Here is an 18217-nt window from a genome sequence, read left to right on the forward strand (position 1 = left end):
GGCTACGCACCGGTGTGCGCCGTCGTCGGCGCGTCGACGGCCCGGGCGGCGCGCGAGGTGAAGTGGACGCTCTCGTCGACGAGTGGTCCACGGAGCAGCTTGGCGTCCTCGGGGTAGGCCAGCGCCATCCGCCACGGTGTCTCGGTGCCCTGACGCGGGATGATCCCGGCCGCGCGCTGGGCGTAGCCGGCGCTGAGGTCCATGACCGGCCGGGTCCGCATTCCGGGCTCGGCCACGGCGACGGCCGCGTCGTACCCGAGGGCGTCCATGTGCTGGACGAGGCGCGTGAAGTAACGACAGATCAGGCCGATCTTCAGCGTCCACGACGAGGTGGTGTAGCCGACGGCCATCGCCCAGTTGGGGACGCCGGACAGCAGCATCCCGCGGTAGCAGACGGTGTCCGCCAGGTCGACCGGCCGGCCGTCGACGCTGAGCTGGATGCCGCCGAACAGGCGCATGTTGAGTCCGGTCGCGGTGACGATCACGTCCGCCTCCAGCTCCCGCCCGGACTCGAGCAGGATCCCGCCCTCGGTGAAGCGCTCGATCCTGTCGGTGACCACGGAGGCGCGACCGTCGCGGATCGCCTGGAAGAAGTCGCCGTCCGGTGACAGGCACAGCCGCTGGTCCCACGGGTTGTAGGGCGGGTTGAAGTGCGTGTCGACGTCGAAGCCCTTGGGCAGCAGTCGCTTGTTGACCCAGCGAATGAGCGCGCGTGCGAGACGAGGGAACTTCCGCAGGCCCACGACGACCCCGCGGTCGAGCCAGATGTTCTTGAACCGGGTCAGCGCGTAACCCCGTCGCTCGCCGAACAGCCGCGTGAAGAGAAGCGCCAGGGAGTCAACCCGTGGGAACGACAGGACGTACGTCGGCGTGCGCTGCAGCATCGTCACGTGGGCGGCTGCGCCGGGGCCCGTCGCCATGGACGGAAGGAGGGTGACCGCAGTGGCACCGCTGCCGATCACGACCACCTTCTTGCCGGAGTAGTCGTAGCCCTCGGGCCAGTGCTGCGGGTGGATGATGTCGCCGGTGAAGTCCTCGCGGCCCGTGAAGCGGGGGGTGTAGCCCTCGTCGTACCGGTAGTAGCCGGTGCCGGCGAAGACCCAGTTCGCCTTCAGCTGACGTCGCTCGACGACTGCGCCGTCAGGTCCGTCCACCTCGATGTCCAGCGTCCACGCGGCCTCGGCGCTGGACCAGGAAGCGGCGACGACCCGGTGGCGCAGGCGGATCAACCGGTCGAAGTTGTGCTCCGCGACGGTCTCGCGGAGATAGTCGCGGATCAGCGGCCCATCGGCGATCGCGGACCGGTCCTTCCACGGCTTGAACTCGTAGCCGAACGTGTGCAGGTCCGAGTCCGAGCGGATGCCGGGGTAGCGGAACAGATCCCAGGTGCCGCCGATGTCGGACCGGCCTTCGAGGATCGTCACCCTCCGCTCCGGGAAGGCCTGCGTGATGTAGTGCGCGGCTCCGATGCCGGTGACGCCCGCGCCGATGATCACGATGTCGAGCTCCTCGACGACCGGGTGGGGGTGGGCTTGCGTCTTCGTCATGACGTTCTCCTGGCGCTGATGAGGGGGGTGGGCGCGAGGACGCGGCCGACCTCGTCGGCGGCGCGCTCGCCGGCGCTCACAGCGCCGTCGATGTAGCCCTGGTTGACGATGGCCGTCCTGGGTCGGCGCCGCGCTGCGGTCAGGCCGGACACGTCGGCACCGACCACGACGCCGTCGGCCTGTTCCTGCTGGTTCATCACGTTCCCTCGACGGCTCGCGGAGATGGTGTGCTGAGCAGTGTGGGGACGGGGCGATGCTGTGATCTACGTCATTCTGCGGCGTCTTCCGGCCCTTCGTGACGCAGGTTGCGGCGTTGGTAGGTGGTGGGATCCCGTGCCGTGCCGGCCGGCTCCCGGGCGACGCGCAGGACGGACTCAAGCCTGATCGGCGTGACCTGGGAAGGAGTGGGCGTCCCTGGGCCCCGTCGGGATTCGGCACTGACCGTCCTTTCCAGTCGCGCGCGCCGGGCGTATCGGGAGGCTCGCCGTGATCGCCCGAGGAATCGGTCCTGCAGCAACGTGCGTCAGTCGCGAGCGGAAAGCGCCGCAGAATGACGTGGATCGCAGCACCCCCTCGTCCGCACACTGCTCGGCACACCCTCTCCGAAGGGCCGTCGAGGGACCGTCATGAGCGAGCGGTGGCGAGCAGACGTCGCTCGGCCGAATTCCGTCGCAAGCCTTGACCCTTACCGGACGTTCGGTAGCCGTCGTGTCCGATCCAGCAGAGACGTGAGTAGATCGCCATGGCCCAGGAGCAGGAACCGTCGGAGCAGGAGGACCAGCTGGTCCGAATGCTCGGCGTCCCCCAGATCGTCTTCATGGTGGTGGCGATGGCCGCGCCGCTCACCGTGGTTTCCGGTCTGATTTCGCTGATGATCGCGCGGGGCAACGGCGTCGGCGCACCGCTCGACTTCGTGGTGATGGGCGCGGTGCTCATGCTCTTCACGGTGGGCTTCTCGGCCGTGACCCCCGAGGTCAAGGACGCGGGTGCCTTCTACTCCTACGTGGAGAAGGGGCTGGGCAGGATCGCGGGCCTGGGCGCGGCCGCGTTGGCGATCGCGACGTACGCCGTGCTCCTGGTGTCCGTGGCCGCCTACCTCGGGGCCGCCGCACACGCGGTGCTGGTCACGCTCGCCGGCGTCTCGATCCCGTGGTGGGCGCTGTCCGCGGTCTGCCTGCTGGCCGTCGGCTTCCTGGGCTACCACAGCATCGAGATGAGTGCTCGCGCCCTCGGGGTCCTGCTGGTCGCCGAGATCCTCATCGTCGTCGTCCTCGATTCCGCGGTCATCCTGCGCGGGGGCGACCACGGGCTCACCACGCAGTCGTTCACCTGGGATGCGTTCAGTCACGGGGCCGTGGGCACCGGCGTCATGTTCGCGATCTTCGGATTCGTCGGCTTCGAGGCCACCGCGGTCTTCCGCTCCGAGGCCAAGGACCCCGACAGGACCATCCCCAGGGCGACCTATTCCGCGGTTCTCATCATCGCTGTCGTCTACGCGGTGTCGGCCTGGGCCGTGGTCGTCGGCGCGGGCGCCGACAAGGTCGTGGCGATGGCTTCGAGCGATCCCGTGGCACTGACTCCCGACCTCGCGGCCACCTACGTGTCCGTCGTCGCGCACGACCTGGTGCAGGTCCTGCTCACCACGAGCTTCTTCGCCTGCGTGCTGACCGTGCACAACGTCGTGTCGCGTTACACGTTCGCCCTGGGGCGCAAGAGCGTGCTCCCGCGGCGGTTCGCGGCCGTGCACCCCCGCCACCACTCGCCGTACTTCGCCTCGGTCGTCACCTCGATCCTCGTCTTCGTCGCGCTGGCCGTGCTGGCTCTGCTGGGGCTCGACCCGGTCGTGCAGATCTACGCCTGGTTCGGCGGTGCGGGCACGCTCGGGCTGATCCTGCTGCTCTGCCTCACCTCGGTGGCCGTGGTCGCGCACTTCCGGCGCACGCCGAGTCGGGTGTCCCTCTGGAAGGCGTCCGTGGCGCCCGCCATCGCGGCAGCATGCCTGCTGGCCACGCTCTTCCTGGTGCTGAGCAACTTCGAGCTGCTGATCGGATCGCGCGAGGTCGCCTACGCGTTCGTCGCGTTCCTGGTCGTCGCCTTCGTCGCCGGGGCGGTGGCGTGGGCGCCCCGGCCCCCAGGCCGACCGGCCGACGACGAGCTTCGCCAACTCTGAGAAAGGGAACCTCGCCATGAGTGACCACACGAGGCCGCGGACGGCACACGCTGCGGCCTTGATCACCATCGAGTACGACGCGCCGCCGCTCGTGCGCATGATCGGTCGAGCGCTGCGTGAGTCGACGCGGCTCGGCCACGCGGGGGACTTCTTCTCCCGAGCCGCCGGAACAGCGGTCGTCCGATCGCACGACACTCCGCAGCGCGCCGGCGTCACCCTCAGAGCCGGGGAGGTGTCGGTCAGCAGTGGAGCCGTTGCGGAACCCGACGCGACCGTGGTCGTGGACCTCGGGGCCCGCTACCGGCCCACCCAGCAGCCGACCGGTGACGCCGAGTTGGCCGAAGCGCTGCTCAACGCGCTGACGCCGCCGTTCCCCGACTGGCGGGAGGCTGCCCAGCGGTTCTGGGAGGCCGCGCGCAGCGTCCCCGGCATTCCCGACGTCCTCGTCGTCGTGCACGAGGACGAGGCCGGTTCGACGCAGGCCCGGTTCGGCTCCGGTGACACCGAGTTCGTCGTGGCCGGCACGTCCGACGTCCTCGTCGGCCTCTTCACCGGGGCGGACGAGCTCATCCCCGCCCTCTCCTCCGGTCTGCGGATCCAGGGCACGTGGGCCCAGCTGTCCGTCATGTCCTCCGCTTCCTGGAAGGTCCGGTTCGATGTCTGAACTGCCCAACAACGTCCGTCTCGAGGCCACCAACCACGACGGCACCCTGATCGGCAAGATCGTCGCGCCGGCGAAGTTCGCCTCGGGCAGAACCACCGGCTTCGCCTTCGCGGACGTGCTGTTCGCGATCGACCTGGGCACCCAGCTCGTGCTCGGCGACGCCTACGAGGACTGGCGCGGGAATCTCTACGACATCGCGATGCTCCCCGACCTGAGCACACTCATCGAGTGGAAGCCGGGTCTGGATTCGGTCATCGGGGACTTCTACAAGAAGGACGGCACCCCGGTGCCGCTCTGCCCCCGCAACCTGGTCCGCGGCCTCGTCGCCCGCCTCGCCGACAAGGGACTCGCCGCGACGATCGCCGTCGAGATCGAAGCGACTCTGTTCGAGGAGTCGATCCAGGAGGCCCGGGCCAAGGGCTACCGCGAGCTGACCCCGCTCGGAGGCAGCACGGGATCCACCTACCAGATCGCCCGGTCCGGCGACTGGGTCGCCTACATGGAGACGGTCACGGCCCGGCTGGACACCCTCGGCATCGTGTGGGAGGCGTGGACCGACGAGGCCGCGCCCGGGCAGACCGAGCTGAACCTGGCCCCGACCGACCCGATGACCATCACCGACAACTGGGTGCGTACCAAGCAGGTCATGCGGGAGGTCGCGAACGCCCTGGGCCACACGGTCACCTTCATGGCCAAGCCCACAACCGGGTTCGGGCAGGGCGCTCACCTCAACCTGTCCCTGCAGCGGGACGGGGCGAACCAGTTCTACGCCGGCGGCGACATCTCCCGGCTGCTGCGGCACTCCGTGGGCGGCCTGATGGCGACGATGGCCGGCAACACGTCGATCGCCCTGCCGCAGATCACCTCCTACCGGCGCCTGGAGGACTTCAGCGGTCCGCCGACCACCATCAGCTGGGGCGTCAACAACAAGACCGCGGCGGTCCGGGCGATCACCCATCACCCGAAGTACTCCCGGCTCGAGTACCGTCTCCCCGGCGCCGACGTGAATCCGTACTACGCCGCGGCAGGGCTGCTCGCCGGGGTTCTGGCGGGCATCGACGGCAAGATCGAGCCCCCCGCCGAAGTGACCGACATGGCCTGGGGCCTGCCTGACCGGGCCGGGGTGGCCCGCATCCCCGACACCATGTCGAAGGCCTGGCGGGCACTGGACGCCGACCCGTTGCTGCGCGAGTACCTCGGCGACGAGTTCGTCGACTTCTGGGTGGCCTCGCGACGTTGGGAGTGGATGGAGTTCCACACGAAGGGCGGTGACCCGTTCTCGCCGCTGTCGGAGTGGGAGTCCCTGCGCTACTTCGAGTTCGCATGAGCAAGCCACTGATCGGCATCACCGGACGTCGCTACCAGCTCGGCCTGGTCACGGGCACGGACCATCGCAGCGGCGCGATGTGGACGGACAGCTTCATGTCCGCCTTCGCGACCAGGATCGCCCGGGCGGGCGGAGTACCGGTGCACCTGCCCTACGACGCGGCCGCGGAGGACGTCGTCGCCTGGCTGTCAGGCGTGGTGATCAGCGGTGGACAGGACGTCCACCCCGGCCGGTGGGGCGGTGACCTCGCGGTCGTTCGGGAGGTGGACCCCCGGACCGACCCGGCCGTGCACGACGTCGAGCGCGACGCCTACGAGATCGGCCTCGTCCATCACGCACTCGAGCACCACGTGCCCGTGCTGGGCGTGTGTCGCGGGCTGCAAGTCATCAACGTCGCACTCGGTGGGACGCTCGTCCCCGACCTGCCCGGCGGCCCGGTGCGGCACCGGTCGCCGGAGAGCGCGCCGACCGACGGCACCCCGGATCACACGGTGACCTTCGAGCCCGGGTCGACCGTGGCCCGCCTGTTCGGAGACCGGGCGGTCACGAACTCGTGGCACCACCAGGCGGTCGACCGTACGGGCGAGGGCCTCGTGGTCACCGGCCGCACGAGCGACGGGGTGGTCGAGGCGGTGGAGCTGAGCGGGGAGTCGTTGCTGGCCGTCCAGTGGCATCCCGAATGGATGGCCGGCCCGGACCCGACCCTGGAGTGGCTCGTCGCCGAAGCGGCCGAGCGCCTCCGCCCACGCGCCGCGGACATCAGGTGAGCCGCGTGCGCACCAACCAACCCGAGAAAGGCGCGGACATGACCGTGACGGCTGACCAGATGGGTCACGACCCCTTCCCCGCGACGCTGACCGCGCTGCTGGCCGACCGTGCTGCCGACTCCGGCGACGCCGAGTTCCTCCGGTTCGAGGACCGGTCCTGGACCTTCGCCGATATCGACGCCTGGACGTCCCGGCTGGCGCACCGGCTGATCCGGGTCGACGGTGTCGAGCCCGGCGACAGGGTCGCGGTGATGCTGCCCAACGTCGTGCAGTGGCCGGTGTTCTGGCTGGCCGCTCTCAAGGCCGGGGCGGTCACCGTGCCGATCAATTCCGCCTACCAGCGGGCCGATCTCGAGTTCGTGCTGACCGACTCCGGCGCTCGCGTCGTGGTCACCGACGGCGACCACCTGCCCTTGGTGCGCGCCGTCCTGGACGGCAACGCGGCCCTGGCCGGCGTGCGAGTCATCGACGTGGCGGAGGACGGTGCCGCCTCGTTCCCCCTCGTCGCCCCGGACACCGAGATCGGCGCCGGGACCCTCGCCAACCTGCAGTACACCTCCGGCACCACCGGCTTCCCCAAGGCCTGCATGCTGACCCACGACTACTGGGTGCGCAACGGATGGCTGTGCGCCGCAGCCGCCGGCCTGCACGCCGAGGACGTGCTCCTCACGGCCCAGCCGTTCTCCTACATGGACCCGCTGTGGAACGTGGCAGCCGCGCTGACTGCCGGAGCACCCCTGGTGGTGCTGCCACGGTTCTCGGCCTCCGGCTTCTTCGCCGACGTACGACGTCACCGCGCCACGTTCCTCTACGTCCTCGGTTCCATGCCGACCCTGCTTCTCAAGCAGCCGCCGGATCCGCGCGACCGCGACAACGCCCTCCGACTGGTGTGGTGCTCCGCCGTCCCCCCGGCCCTGCACGCGGAACTGGAGGAGCGGTGGGGCGCGCCCTGGCGCGAGGTCTACGGCATGACCGAGTCCGGTGTCGACATGGTCTCCCCGCGCGATGACGCCGCCACCGTCGGCACCGGCTCGGTCGGCACACCGGTTCCCACCAAGCAGGTGCGCGTGGTCGACGGGGACGGCGGCGAGGTGCCCGACGGTGAGCCGGGCGAGCTGACGGTCCGCGGCAGGCCGATGATGCGGGGCTACTGGAATCGCGCGGAGGAGACGGCACGGGTCCTGCGCGACGGCTGGTTCCACACGGGCGACGTCGTGGTGCGCGGACCCGACGGGAGCATCAGGATCGTCGGCCGGATGAAGGACATGGTCCGGCGCGGTGGGGAGAACGTCGCCAGCGTCGAGGTCGAGGCAGCGCTGGAGCGTGACCCTGACGTCGTCGGTGCCGCGGTCGTGCCCGAGCCCGATGAGGTGCTCGGCGAGGAGGTGAAGGTCTTCGTCCAGCTGGCCGACGGCGTGTCCGCGGACCGGACCACGGCCGAGGCCATCGTCGAGCGGGCCCGGACCCAGCTGGCCCGGTTCAAGGTGCCCCGCTATGTCGAGTTCGTGGACGACTTCCCGCGCACCCCGTCCGAACGGGTGTCCAAGCCGGCCCTGAGGGAGCGGGCGGCAGCCACCCCGGGCACCGTCCACGACCTGCGGCCCGGTGCCCGGTCCCGGCCCGCGCCGCACCCGGCCCCGCCGGGCTTCGTCAACGTCTCCGTCGAGCGCGAGGTCGCGGTCCTCACGCTGTGCCGGCCCGAGAAGCTCAACGCCCTCGACGTGGCCACCCGCAGGCGTCTCGCGAGCGCCATCCGCGAGAACGGGACCGGCGCGACGGTGCGCGGAATCGTGCTGACCGGCGCCGGCCGTGCGTTCTCGGCAGGTGAGGATCTCACCGCGATCCCGAGCTCGTACGACGACCTCCGGGTCGCCTTCGAGACCTTCCACGACATCACCCGGGCGATCCTGGAGACCCGGGTCCCGGTGATCGCCGCGGTCAACGGGCTGGCCGTCGGTGGCGCCTCCGAGATCACCCTGTGCTGCGACGCACGGATCGGGACGCCGGCGACGGAGTTCTACCAGCCGGAGAACGCCCGCGGAATCACGATCTCGAACGCTTCGAGCGTGCTGCTACCGCGACTGGTCCGCAGCCACGCGCTGCGCATGGTGCTCGGGGCCGGCCGGCTCGATGCTCAGGAGGCCCTGGAGATCGGGCTCCTCAGCGAGATCGTGGATCCGGATCAGCTCGTGGAACGAGCGATCGACACCATCGTGCGGTGGACCCCGCCGAACAACACCACGGCGCAGCACCTCGAACTGTTGCGGCCCCAGATGGCAGAGGTCGAGGCGGCTTTCGCGCGAGAGGACGTCGCGGCCAAGCAGGCGTGGGACGGCGGTGTCTTCCGCGCCGGGATCGAGGGCTTCTGGGAGACGAGGGACGCGCGCGGCCCGCGGCGCCGCGTGGGGGCCGAGCAGGCATGAGGCAGACACGGAGCACAGAGGAGAACTGACATGATACGAACCCGAGCCGCGGTCATGGTCGCGGTGAACGAGCCCCTGGTCATGACGGAAATCCAGGTGGACGACCCCGAGCCGCACGAGGTGCGGATCACGGTCCTCCACGTGGGGTTGTGCCACAGCGACCTGCACTACCTGGCCGGAAGCGTGCCGATCGAGACCCCCGTGGTCCTGGGGCACGAGGTGGCCGGCGTCGTCGAGTCGGTCGGTTCTGCCGTCACCGGCCTCGTACCGGGAGACAGGGTCGTCGGAGTGCTGACGCCCTCCTGCGGCAGGTGCGCACCTTGCGAAGCGGGCCGCTCCACCCAGTGCCGACGGGTCGACGAGATCCGCCGCCGCCCACGGCCTGCCTTCCAGTACGCCGACGGTTGGCCGATCGGGCGGCTCGGGGACGTCGGCGCCTTCTCGCAGCACATCCTCCTGCGCGAGAACGCGGTGTCCAAGCTGCCCGACGACGTCGACACGCACGTCGGCTGCCTGCTCTCCTGCTGCGTGATCACCGGAGTCGGAGCGGTGTTCCGGGGCGCCGAGGTCCGCCCGGGCAGTACGGTCGCCGTGATCGGCTGTGGTGGTGTCGGCTCGGCGATCATCCAGGGCGCACGGCTCGCGGGAGCATCCGCGATCGTCGCCGTCGACCTCGACGAACAGCGCCTGGAAGCGGCCCGCGTGTACGGGGCGACCCACGTCGTCAACGGTGGAGCGGGTGATGTCGCCGCGGCCGTACGGGAGCGGCTGGGGCAGGGCGTCGACTACTCCTTCGAGGCGGTCGGCTCGGCTCGCACGGCCGAGACGGCGCTGGCGGTGCTGCGACCGACGGGCACGGCGTGCCTGGTCGGCATCGCCCCTGAGGGCGCCCGACTGAGCCTGCCGGCCGAGGACTTCTTCTTCCAGGAGAAGCGGATCATCGGCTCCTACATGGGCTCGGGGCAGGCCCGCGAGGACATCCGCCAGCTCGCCCAGCTCTACCGACAGGGTCGACTCCTGCTCGACGAGATGGTCACGCGGGTGATCGGGTTCCACGACCTGAATGCGGGCTTCGACGCCATGACGTCGGGCGACGTGACGCGCATCGTCGTCGACCTCCAGTCCTGACGGACGACCGAGCCAGAAGGTGATCCCCATGCCCATGTCCGACATCCCGCTGCCCCGACCCCTCAACTACATCGCCGACGAGTGGTGCGAGCCCGAGACGATCCCCGCCGCCTGGAACTTGGATCCCAACACCCGGCAACCGGTGCACCCGATGGTGACAACCGCGGCCGCTGACATCGAGCGGGCCCTGCTCCACGCCGAGAAGGCCTATGACGTCGGGACCTGGGGCGACGACGCGCGCCGGGAACGCGCCGGAATGCTGGAGCGGGTGGCCGCGAACATCGAGGCCCGCATCGAGGAGATCGCCCGCGCGGACTCGATGACCAGCGGCGTGCCGATCAGCATCACCCGCCGGGTCGCGGCGTTCCTTCCCGCCCGCGTACGGTCGACGGCTGCCGACGTCGTCGCCCTTCCCCGGATGAGGCAGCTGGCGGCGGGCGGTCGCGACGTGCGGCTCTACCGCCTGCCGTGGGGGCCGGCGGCCATCCTGACGCCCTGGAACGGGCCCAGTTTCATTCCGGCTGCGAAGGTCGTCAGCGCGGTGGCCGCCGGCTGTCCGGTCCTCCTGAAGCCGTCGGAGCACGCGCCCGGCAGCGCTCAGCTCATCGTCGAGTGCTTCGTTGCGGCCGGCCTGCCGACCGGCGCCCTCCAACTGGTGCACGGGACCGGCGAGGTGGGTGCTTCCTTGACCTCGGACCGGCGGGTCAAGGTGGTGTCGTTCACCGGTGGGCCCGGGGCCGGCCGGGCGATCGCGAGGGCCGCGGCCGAGGACCTCAAGGTCCTGCAGCTGGAGCTCGGCGGCAACAACCCGGTGCTCGTCCTGGAGGATGCCGACATCGACGTCGCGGCCGACGGAATCATCGAGGGACTGACCAAGCTGAACGGGCAGTGGTGTGAAGGACCCGGGAAGGTGCTCGCCCACCGACAGCTGACCCAGCCGCTGCTGGCCGCCCTGGAGCACCGCGTCGCCGCACTGCGGATCGGCCACTCGCTCGATGAGAACGCCGACCTCGGACCCATCTCCAACGAGCCCCACTACGCGACCCTGCTGAGCCGGATCGAGGATCTGCGCGGCTCGGGCGCGCGGATCTCCCAGCCGGCCCGGCTCCCAGACCTGCCCGGCTTCTTCCTCTCGCCGATGGTGGCTTCGGGGATCGATGCCGCCGTCGCCACCGCCGAGTTGTTCGGTCCCGTCGTCTCGCTGCATTCGGTTGACTCGGACGAAGAAGCCCTGCGGATCGCCAACCAGAACCCGTCGGGACTGGATGCGTACGTCTTCGGCACCGACACCGACCACGCGATCGACATCGGTTCTCGAATCCAGTCCGGTGAGGTGCGGGTCAACGGGGCGAAGCTCGCCGATCTCGGCGACGACTCGGCCCAGAGCTTCTGGGGCGCAGCGGGCATCGGTGGCCACGGACCGGCCGAGTCGGTGCGCGTCTTCTGCGGTGACCGGGTCGTGGGCGTGGACTCGCCGGCCTTGCCGATCTAGGCCATGTCCCGAGCGCCGACGGCCGGTGCCGCCCGCTGTCCCTGGTGGTCACACCCGGGCAGCGGGCGGACTGCGCCCGCTTCGGGCCGGTCGTGGAGAAGATCCGTGTCCCCCGGGTCGGCGCCGGGCGGCCCCGCACACGGCCTGACGGCCTGAGCGCCGACAAGGCCTCCAGCAATCGACGCACGCGGGCCCACCCGCGTGGACGAGGTGTCCGTCAGGTCGATCCGGAGAAGGCGGACCGGGCGGCCAACCGCGTCCAACGCGGCTCCGGTGGTCGACCTCCCGGCTTCGACAAGGGGCAGTACAAGGAGCGCAAGGTTGTCGAGCGGGCGGTCAACAAGCTCAAGGGCTTCCGGGCCGTGTCCACGCGCTACGACAGGCGCGGCCACGTCTTCCTCGGCACCGTTGCCCTCGCAGCCGTCGTCATGTGGCTCCGCTGGTGATCGGAGAGACATCACCTCGACGCCACGGGTGAGGCCTTCCCGGGGAAGCTCCTGGGGATCCTCGCGATCTTCTCCACCTGATGAGTGCCGGATGGACTCTCAGCCCCCTCCTTGCCGCCGACATCGCCGCCGTCCCAGGATCCCGCGCCGACATCGCCGCCATCCCAGGATCCCGCCTCGCCGTCCGCGCCGAGAACCTTGAGGCCTGCGTCTACCCGCTGCGCGCCGGCGACTGGTCCTGGGCCGTCCGGTCCCTGCCCCGGTGGCCTGCGGCGATCTACGTCGCCCTCGACTGCCGCCGACGCTGCCTCTGGCGCGCCAGGGTCAGGAGAGCCGCGCCACCCCTCACGTGCCAGGTCGAGCACCGGGCTTCTCCCCTCGGGAACGGGACCAGGGACAGGGACAGGGACAGGGACAGGGACGGAATCACGAGCACCACGACGAAGACGAAGGCGCATGCGGACACCAACCCGATCGGGCCGACGCCGCCGCGCCCGCAGGCCTGCGCGGCGGCACCGAACAGCGCCCGCGAGCGGCCGCAGCGGGCCTGCGGAGGCCGTCGGAGTTTCTTCCGCTCCGAGAGCTAATAACTCCGCCAGGCCCCCCGACAAGGCCGAATGCCCCCGTGACGCACACCCGCCATCGCTCGGACACCGGCCGCAACGGGACGCAACACCGCCGCAACTCCGCTGACCAGCAGGCAGAACGGCGATTGACAGCAGGCCTCGGCGTTCAGCACGATGAGCGCCGAGCCCACTCGCAGCACGCCGGAAAGGAGGGCCGATGACCGACGTACTCGGGGTCCCGTGCCCTGCCTGTCCCCGCCCCTGCCGTGGCCACGGCCGCAGCCGCTGTTGTCGCTGAACGCCCGCTCCCGCCCGGGGCCGTGCTGAGCCCGTACCGCTGATCCGGTAGAGCCCGGCGCCCGCCCCCGGGCAAGGCGCCCACCGACCCTGCGCCCGTCGGACACCCGTCCGCCACGGCCGCACACCCGGCGCCGCCCGCACTCCCTGCACGGCACCGCACGGCACCGCACGGCACCGGGCTGCACCTGCGTGCGCCGCGCCGCCCTGTGCCGCCCTCCCTGCGCCGCGTTCCGTATCCGGTCCGCGCCACGCCGGCCGGTCCTGCCGCACGCCCGCCCTGCCCCACACCGGCGCGGCCGGCCGGCATCTCCTTGCCGGTTCGTTCCTTCGCCGTCCCGTCCCCCCTCCCCGCGAAAGCCGAGGTTCCGCCATGACCACCGCCCGCACCGAGCTCCGCATCACCCCGGCCGCCGGCCGGATCGGCGCGATCGTGCACGACGTACGGCTCGGCGGCGACCTGGCCGCCGAGACCGTCGCTGCCGTCGAGGCCGCGCTGTACGAACACAAGGTGCTGTTCTTCCGCGGCCAGAACCACCTGGACGACGCCGAACACGAGGCGTTCGCCCGCCTGTTGGGCCAGCCGGTCGGCCACCCGACGGTGCCCAGCGCGGACGGCCGGTACATCTTCGAGCTGGACGCCACCAAGGGGGTGCGCGCCAACAACTGGCACACCGACGTCACCTTCGTCCCGTCCTACCCGAAGGCCTCGATCCTGCGCTCGCTGGAACTCCCGCCGGCCGGCGGCTCCACCGTCTGGGCCAACACCGTCGCCGCCTACCAGGACCTGCCGGAGCCGCTGAAGGTGCTGGCGGAGAGCCTGCGGGCGGTTCACACCAACGACTACGACTACGCGGCGAGCCTGGCCCTGCGGCCCGAGCTGGCCGACAACGCGGAGATCGCCAAGCTGTTCCGCCAGGTGTTCGTCTCGACCGCGTTCAAGACCGAGCACCCGCTGGTCCGCGTGCACCCGGCGACCGGCGAGAAGACGCTGCTGCTCGGCGCGTTCGCGCAGCGCATCGTGGGCGTGTCGGGGGCCGACAGCCGCGCCCTGATCGACCTCTTCCAGCGGTACGTCGAGCGGCTGGAGAACACCGTGCGCTGGGAGTGGCAGGTCGGCGACGTGGCGGTCTGGGACAACCGCGCCACCCAGCACTACGCCGTCAACGACTACGGCGACGAGCCGCGCCTGGTCCGCCGGATCACCCTGGACGGCGACCTGCCGGTGGGCGTGGACGGCACCCCGAGCCGTCTGCTGGAGCCGACCGAGCCGCCCAAGGTGGCCGGTCTCGTCCCCGCCGAGGAGCTGGAGGCCTCCCTCCCGGCGTGAGCCGAACGGCCCGGGCCCGGGCCACCACCCGCAGGCCGGCGCCCCGCAACCCCGTAGCCCCGCAGCCCGAAAGGCACCCGCGATGTCCGACACGCTCCCGCACCCCGCCCTCCGCCCCGCGGACGACCGGCGGACCGGCGACGACCGCCGTATCGGGGACGACCGCCGTATCGGGGACGATCGGCGGGATGTCAACGCCGCCACCGTGCTGCGGACCGTGCTCGACCGCGGGCCGATCGCCCGCAGCCGGGTCGCCGCACTCACCGGGCTGAGCGCCTCCGCGGTGTCCCGGCAGGTGGTGGACCTCACCCGGATCGGACTGCTCTGCGAGCGGCCCGAGTTGACCGGGGGCGGGGCGGGTACGGTCGGGCGGCCGCAGCTGCCGGTGGACGTCGACACCGGCCGACTGGCGGTGGCGGGGCTGCACATCGGGGTGCCGTACACCACCTTCTCCCTGCTGGACCTACGCGGAAACGTGCTCCACCGGCAGGAGTTGAGCAACCGCGGCCGTACCGGGCACGCCGTGCTGGGGCCACTGCTGGAGCGGCTGCCCCGGCTGCTCGCCCAGGTGCCGGGCGGCCGGACGGTGGTCGGGCTGGGCGCCGTCACCGGTGGCACGGTCGATCCGGACCGCGGCATGACTGTCCGTCATGATCCGCTCCAATGGAAGGACATGCCGCTCGGCGAGCTGCTCTCCCGGGCCTCCGGACTGCCGGTGCGGGTGGACAACCACGCCCGGGCGCTCACCCAGGCGGAGATCCTCTTCGGCCACCCGGCCGCCCGCCGCTCCATGGTGCACCTCTTCGTCGGGCACGTGGTGGACGCGGCGCTCGCGGTGGCCGGCGTGGTGCACCTGGGCCCCGCCTCGGCCACCGGCGACGTCGCCCACCTGCCGGTGCCGGGCGACGACACGCTCTGCCACTGCGGCCGGACCGGCTGTCTGGCGGCCGCCGCCTCGGACACCACGCTCTTCGAGGCGGCGGCCGCGGACGGGATCACCTCCCGGCCCGACCGGGCCGAGCTGATCGCCGCCGTGCAGGCCGGGGACCGGCGGGCCGACCTCCTGGTCCGCCGCCGGGCCGCGATCGTCGGCCGGGCCCTCGCCCTGCTGGCGGACGTGGTCAACCCCGACCTGCTGGTGCTCACCGAGACCTTCGCGGTACTCGATCCGGTCTACCTGGACGTGGTCCGGGCCGAGTTCGCGCTCCGCTCGCACCTGCACCGGGACGCGGACCTGCTGATCGCCCAGCGGCGCGGGGCCGACGTGCTCGCCGTGGCGGCCGGCGCCGCCGTCCTGGGCGTGCTGTACGCCCGGCCGCTCCAGGCGACGGCGTCCGCCCCGGCGCCGCCCGCCGGCCCCGGCCGGCTGCTCTGACCGGCCGACCCCGCCACCCCCCGACCCGGACCCCCGCCGCCCAGCACCCCAACCCCACCCCCTCCCACTCGCCCGCCGCCCAGCACCCCAGCATCCCAGCGCCCACCCCCTCCTACTCGCCCGCCCGACCACCCCGTCGAAGGACCCGTTATGACCGCGTTCACCACTTCCTCCGCCCCCGGCGTCTCCCGCCGGGCCCTGCTCCGCGGAGGCCTCGCCGGCGCCGGCCTGCTGACGCTGGCGGCCTGCCGTTCGGCCGCGGACACCGCCACCTCCGCCGCGAGCGGATCGGCGGCCCCGCGCCGGGGCGGCGTCCTCACGGTGGGCGCCGGTGTCGACTTCACCCCGAGCCTGCTCTTCGCCCAGAGCGCCAACACCCTCGTCCAGCGCCTGGTCTTCAACACCCTGACCAGGTACGACGACCGGCTCCAGCCGCAGCCCGAGCTGGCCACCTCCTGGCAGGTGGCGGCGGACGGCACCGGGGTCACGCTGAAGCTGCGCGAGGACGTGCTCTTCCACAGCGGCCGCAAGTTCACCGCGGACGACGTGGTGTTCGCCGTCAAGAACCTCCAGAACCCGGCCCGGTCCGCCCAGTTGCGGTCCACCGCCGCGGCCGTCACGGACTTCCGGAAGAACGGCGACTTCGAGCTGACCCTCGTCCTCGCCCACCCGGTGAGCAACCTCTTCGACCTCTTCGAGTTCATGATCATCCCGGATTCGGCCAGCGTCGAGGAGGCCGTCGCCGGCACCAAACTGATCGGCACCGGTCCGTTCACGCTCACCGACCGCAAGCCCGGCAGCTCCATCACCTTCGCCCGCAACGAGAAGTACTGGAACCCCGGCCGCCCCTACCTGGACGGCGTCGAGATCCGGATCGTCCCGCAGGCGGAGTCCCTGCTGTCCTCGCTCAGGACCGGCCAGACCCAGCTGTCCTACTCCGTGCGCGGCAAGGACGTGGCCACCCTCAAGGACGACCCGCAGTTCCACATCAAGCAGTACGACACCGGCGCCGGCGCCTACTACATCGGCGCCAACCTCACCGGCGAGCACGTGGGGGACAAGCGCGTCCGGCAGGCCATCGCCTGGGCGGTGGACCGCGAACGGCTCGTCCAGCAGGCCCTCGGCGGGTACGGCACCGTCTCCTCCGCCCCCTGGCCCAAGTCCTCGCCCGCTTACAGCGAGGCCAACGCCACCCGCTACAGCCACAACCCGGACAAGGCGCGGGCGCTGCTCAAGGAGGCGGGCCTCGACAGCATCACCCTGCCGTTCGCGCACTCCAACGAGCCCGGCTCCACCGCCGTCGCCCAGATCCTGCAGTACGACCTCAAGCAGGTCGGCATCGAGACGGTGCTCCAGCCCACCGATTCCCCCACCATGCAGAAGCAGCTCATCTCCCAGACCATGCCCGCCCTCTGGACGCTCAGCCACGGCTTCGCCCAGCTGCACCCGGCCACCCTGGCGGTCAGCGCCTACCCGTTCAACGAGGCGAAGAACAGCTCGCGCTTCAGCTCGCCCGCCTACACGGACGTCGTCCAGAAGGCCTGGAACCGGCCGGACAGCGACGGCGCCGAGGCCAAGGCGCTCTACCAGCAGATCACCGACGTGCTGCTGGACGAGGAGTTCGTCATCGACCTCGCCATCGCCGGCCTGGTCGAGGTGGCCGGCGGCAAGGCCCGCGGCGCCGACCTCAACAAGTTCGGCTACCTCAACCTCGACGACGCCTACCTGACGGCCTGACCGATGCGCACCTTCCTCGTCAAACGGCTGCCCTCGGGGCTGCTCGTCCTCGTCCTCGCCTCCTTCCTGGTCTTCCTCATCCTCCGGCTGATCCCCGGCGACCCGGCCACCTCGCTGGCCGGGCCCGACGCCGGCCCGGAGGCCGTCGCCGCCGTCCGCGGCCGGCTCGGCCTCGACCGACCGCTGCTCACCCAGTACGTCAGCTGGCTCGGCCACCTCGTCACCGGGGATCTCGGGCCCAGCTACGCGATCGGCGGGCAGGTCGCCGACCTGATCGGCAACGGCCTCGGCGCCACCGTCCAACTCACCCTCGGCGCCCTGCTGCTGGTGATCCTGATCGCCCTCCCGCTGGGGGTGCTCGGCGCGACCACCCGGCGCCGGCCGGTCGCCGCCGCCGTCCGTGCCTTCACCACCGCCGTCCTCGCCGTGCCCCCGTTCGTCACCGGCGTCCTGCTGGTGCTGCTCTTCGCGGTCACCCTCGGGCTGCTGCCGGCCGGCGGCCACGAGTCGCTGCTCGACCAGCCCGACCTCGCCGTCCAGTACCTGCTGATGCCGGCCGTCTGCCTTGCCCTGCCGAGCGCCGCCGTGCTCGCCCGCTACCTCAAGGACGGCATGGAGCGCGCGCTCGCCGAGGACTACGTCCGCACCGCCACCGCGCTCGGCGTCTCCCGCCGGCGGATCGTCTGGCAGCACGCCCTGCCCAACGCGCTGCCGCCCGCGATCACCGTGCTCGGCCTGCAGATCGGCCAACTCATCGCCGGCGCCGTCCTGGTGGAGCGGATCTTCGCCTGGCCCGGCCTCGGCCAGCTGATCGAACAGGGCGTGATCCGCCGCGACTACCCCGTCGTGCAGGACCTCCTGCTGCTGATCGTCGCCGTCTACGTCACCGTCCAGCTGCTCACCGACCTGGTGTACGCGTGGCTGGACCCCCGGATCCGGTGGGAGTGA

The 18217-nt window shown here is 71.4% G+C and carries 14 protein-coding genes; 12 read left to right on the plus strand and 2 right to left on the minus strand.

What is annotated here, in order from left to right; all coding sequences use genetic code 11:
* Positions 1-2 precede the first annotated feature (2 nt).
* A complete protein-coding gene (locus tag ACZ4UX_RS14355) occupies positions 3-1547 on the minus strand; it encodes a flavin-containing monooxygenase (RefSeq protein ID WP_465706823.1) in 1545 nt (514 codons plus the stop codon).
* Complete coding sequence (locus ACZ4UX_RS14360) at positions 1544-1744, minus strand: hypothetical protein (RefSeq protein ID WP_465706824.1); 201 nt, start codon at positions 1742-1744, stop codon at positions 1544-1546. The genes ACZ4UX_RS14355 and ACZ4UX_RS14360 overlap by 4 nt, the downstream gene beginning before the upstream one ends.
* A gap of 545 nt (positions 1745-2289) precedes the next feature.
* On the opposite strand from ACZ4UX_RS14360, the gene ACZ4UX_RS14365 reads away from it, so the two are divergent.
* From ACZ4UX_RS14365 to ACZ4UX_RS14420, 12 genes are all read left to right on the plus strand, one after another.
* A complete protein-coding gene (locus ACZ4UX_RS14365) occupies positions 2290-3717 on the plus strand; it encodes an APC family permease (protein WP_465706825.1) in 1428 nt (475 codons plus the stop codon).
* A gap of 58 nt (positions 3718-3775) precedes the next feature.
* Complete coding sequence (locus ACZ4UX_RS14370; protein WP_465706826.1) at positions 3776-4381, plus strand: hypothetical protein; 606 nt, start codon at positions 3776-3778, stop codon at positions 4379-4381.
* Positions 4374-5708 carry a glutamine synthetase family protein gene (locus tag ACZ4UX_RS14375; protein ID WP_465706827.1) on the plus strand — a complete coding sequence of 445 codons (1335 nt, stop codon included), beginning with the start codon at positions 4374-4376 and terminating at the stop codon, positions 5706-5708. Before ACZ4UX_RS14370 ends, ACZ4UX_RS14375 begins: the two co-directional genes overlap by 8 nt.
* Positions 5705-6475, plus strand: coding sequence for a gamma-glutamyl-gamma-aminobutyrate hydrolase family protein (locus tag ACZ4UX_RS14380; RefSeq protein WP_465706828.1), 771 nt, complete (start codon positions 5705-5707; stop codon positions 6473-6475). Before ACZ4UX_RS14375 ends, ACZ4UX_RS14380 begins: the two co-directional genes overlap by 4 nt.
* Positions 6476-6513: 38 nt before the next feature.
* The gene (locus ACZ4UX_RS14385; protein WP_465706829.1) at positions 6514-8898 is read left to right on the plus strand and encodes an AMP-binding protein; all 2385 of its coding nucleotides are present in this window, start codon (positions 6514-6516) and stop codon (positions 8896-8898) included.
* A gap of 30 nt (positions 8899-8928) precedes the next feature.
* On the plus strand, positions 8929-10026 hold the full coding sequence (locus tag ACZ4UX_RS14390; RefSeq protein WP_465706830.1) for a Zn-dependent alcohol dehydrogenase: 1098 nt from the start codon (positions 8929-8931) through the stop codon (positions 10024-10026).
* Between the two features lie 28 nt (positions 10027-10054).
* Positions 10055-11518, plus strand: coding sequence for an aldehyde dehydrogenase family protein (locus tag ACZ4UX_RS14395; protein ID WP_465706831.1), 1464 nt, complete (start codon positions 10055-10057; stop codon positions 11516-11518).
* Positions 11519-11610: 92 nt separating this feature from the next.
* Positions 11611-11964 (plus strand): transposase family protein, encoded by a 354-nt coding sequence (locus ACZ4UX_RS14400; protein ID WP_465706832.1) that lies wholly within the window; start codon positions 11611-11613, stop codon positions 11962-11964.
* A 1236-nt stretch (positions 11965-13200) separates the two neighbouring features.
* Complete coding sequence (locus ACZ4UX_RS14405; RefSeq protein ID WP_465706833.1) at positions 13201-14157, plus strand: TauD/TfdA dioxygenase family protein; 957 nt, start codon at positions 13201-13203, stop codon at positions 14155-14157.
* Positions 14158-14239: 82 nt separating this feature from the next.
* A complete protein-coding gene (locus ACZ4UX_RS14410) occupies positions 14240-15532 on the plus strand; it encodes an ROK family protein (RefSeq protein ID WP_465706834.1) in 1293 nt (430 codons plus the stop codon).
* 150 nt (positions 15533-15682) lie between these two features.
* Positions 15683-17269 (plus strand): ABC transporter substrate-binding protein, encoded by a 1587-nt coding sequence (locus ACZ4UX_RS14415; RefSeq protein WP_352291312.1) that lies wholly within the window; start codon positions 15683-15685, stop codon positions 17267-17269.
* 3 nt (positions 17270-17272) lie between these two features.
* Positions 17273-18217 (plus strand): ABC transporter permease, encoded by a 945-nt coding sequence (locus ACZ4UX_RS14420; RefSeq protein WP_329491832.1) that lies wholly within the window; start codon positions 17273-17275, stop codon positions 18215-18217.

Source organism: Kitasatospora sp. NPDC028961, assembly GCF_055564815.1.

Coding starts and splice junctions, on each gene's coding strand:
- ACZ4UX_RS14420 (WP_329491832.1), top strand. CDS start 17,273: ATGCGCACCTTCCTCGTCAAACGGCTGCCCTCGGGGCTGCTCGTCCTC.
- ACZ4UX_RS14385 (WP_465706829.1), top strand. CDS start 6,514: ATGACCGTGACGGCTGACCAGATGGGTCACGACCCCTTCCCCGCGACG.
- ACZ4UX_RS14360 (WP_465706824.1), bottom strand. CDS start 1,744: ATGAACCAGCAGGAACAGGCCGACGGCGTCGTGGTCGGTGCCGACGTG.
- ACZ4UX_RS14355 (WP_465706823.1), bottom strand. CDS start 1,547: ATGACGAAGACGCAAGCCCACCCCCACCCGGTCGTCGAGGAGCTCGAC.
- ACZ4UX_RS14395 (WP_465706831.1), top strand. CDS start 10,055: ATGCCCATGTCCGACATCCCGCTGCCCCGACCCCTCAACTACATCGCC.
- ACZ4UX_RS14375 (WP_465706827.1), top strand. CDS start 4,374: ATGTCTGAACTGCCCAACAACGTCCGTCTCGAGGCCACCAACCACGAC.
- ACZ4UX_RS14380 (WP_465706828.1), top strand. CDS start 5,705: ATGAGCAAGCCACTGATCGGCATCACCGGACGTCGCTACCAGCTCGGC.
- ACZ4UX_RS14410 (WP_465706834.1), top strand. CDS start 14,240: ATGTCCGACACGCTCCCGCACCCCGCCCTCCGCCCCGCGGACGACCGG.
- ACZ4UX_RS14415 (WP_352291312.1), top strand. CDS start 15,683: ATGACCGCGTTCACCACTTCCTCCGCCCCCGGCGTCTCCCGCCGGGCC.
- ACZ4UX_RS14365 (WP_465706825.1), top strand. CDS start 2,290: ATGGCCCAGGAGCAGGAACCGTCGGAGCAGGAGGACCAGCTGGTCCGA.
- ACZ4UX_RS14405 (WP_465706833.1), top strand. CDS start 13,201: ATGACCACCGCCCGCACCGAGCTCCGCATCACCCCGGCCGCCGGCCGG.
- ACZ4UX_RS14390 (WP_465706830.1), top strand. CDS start 8,929: ATGATACGAACCCGAGCCGCGGTCATGGTCGCGGTGAACGAGCCCCTG.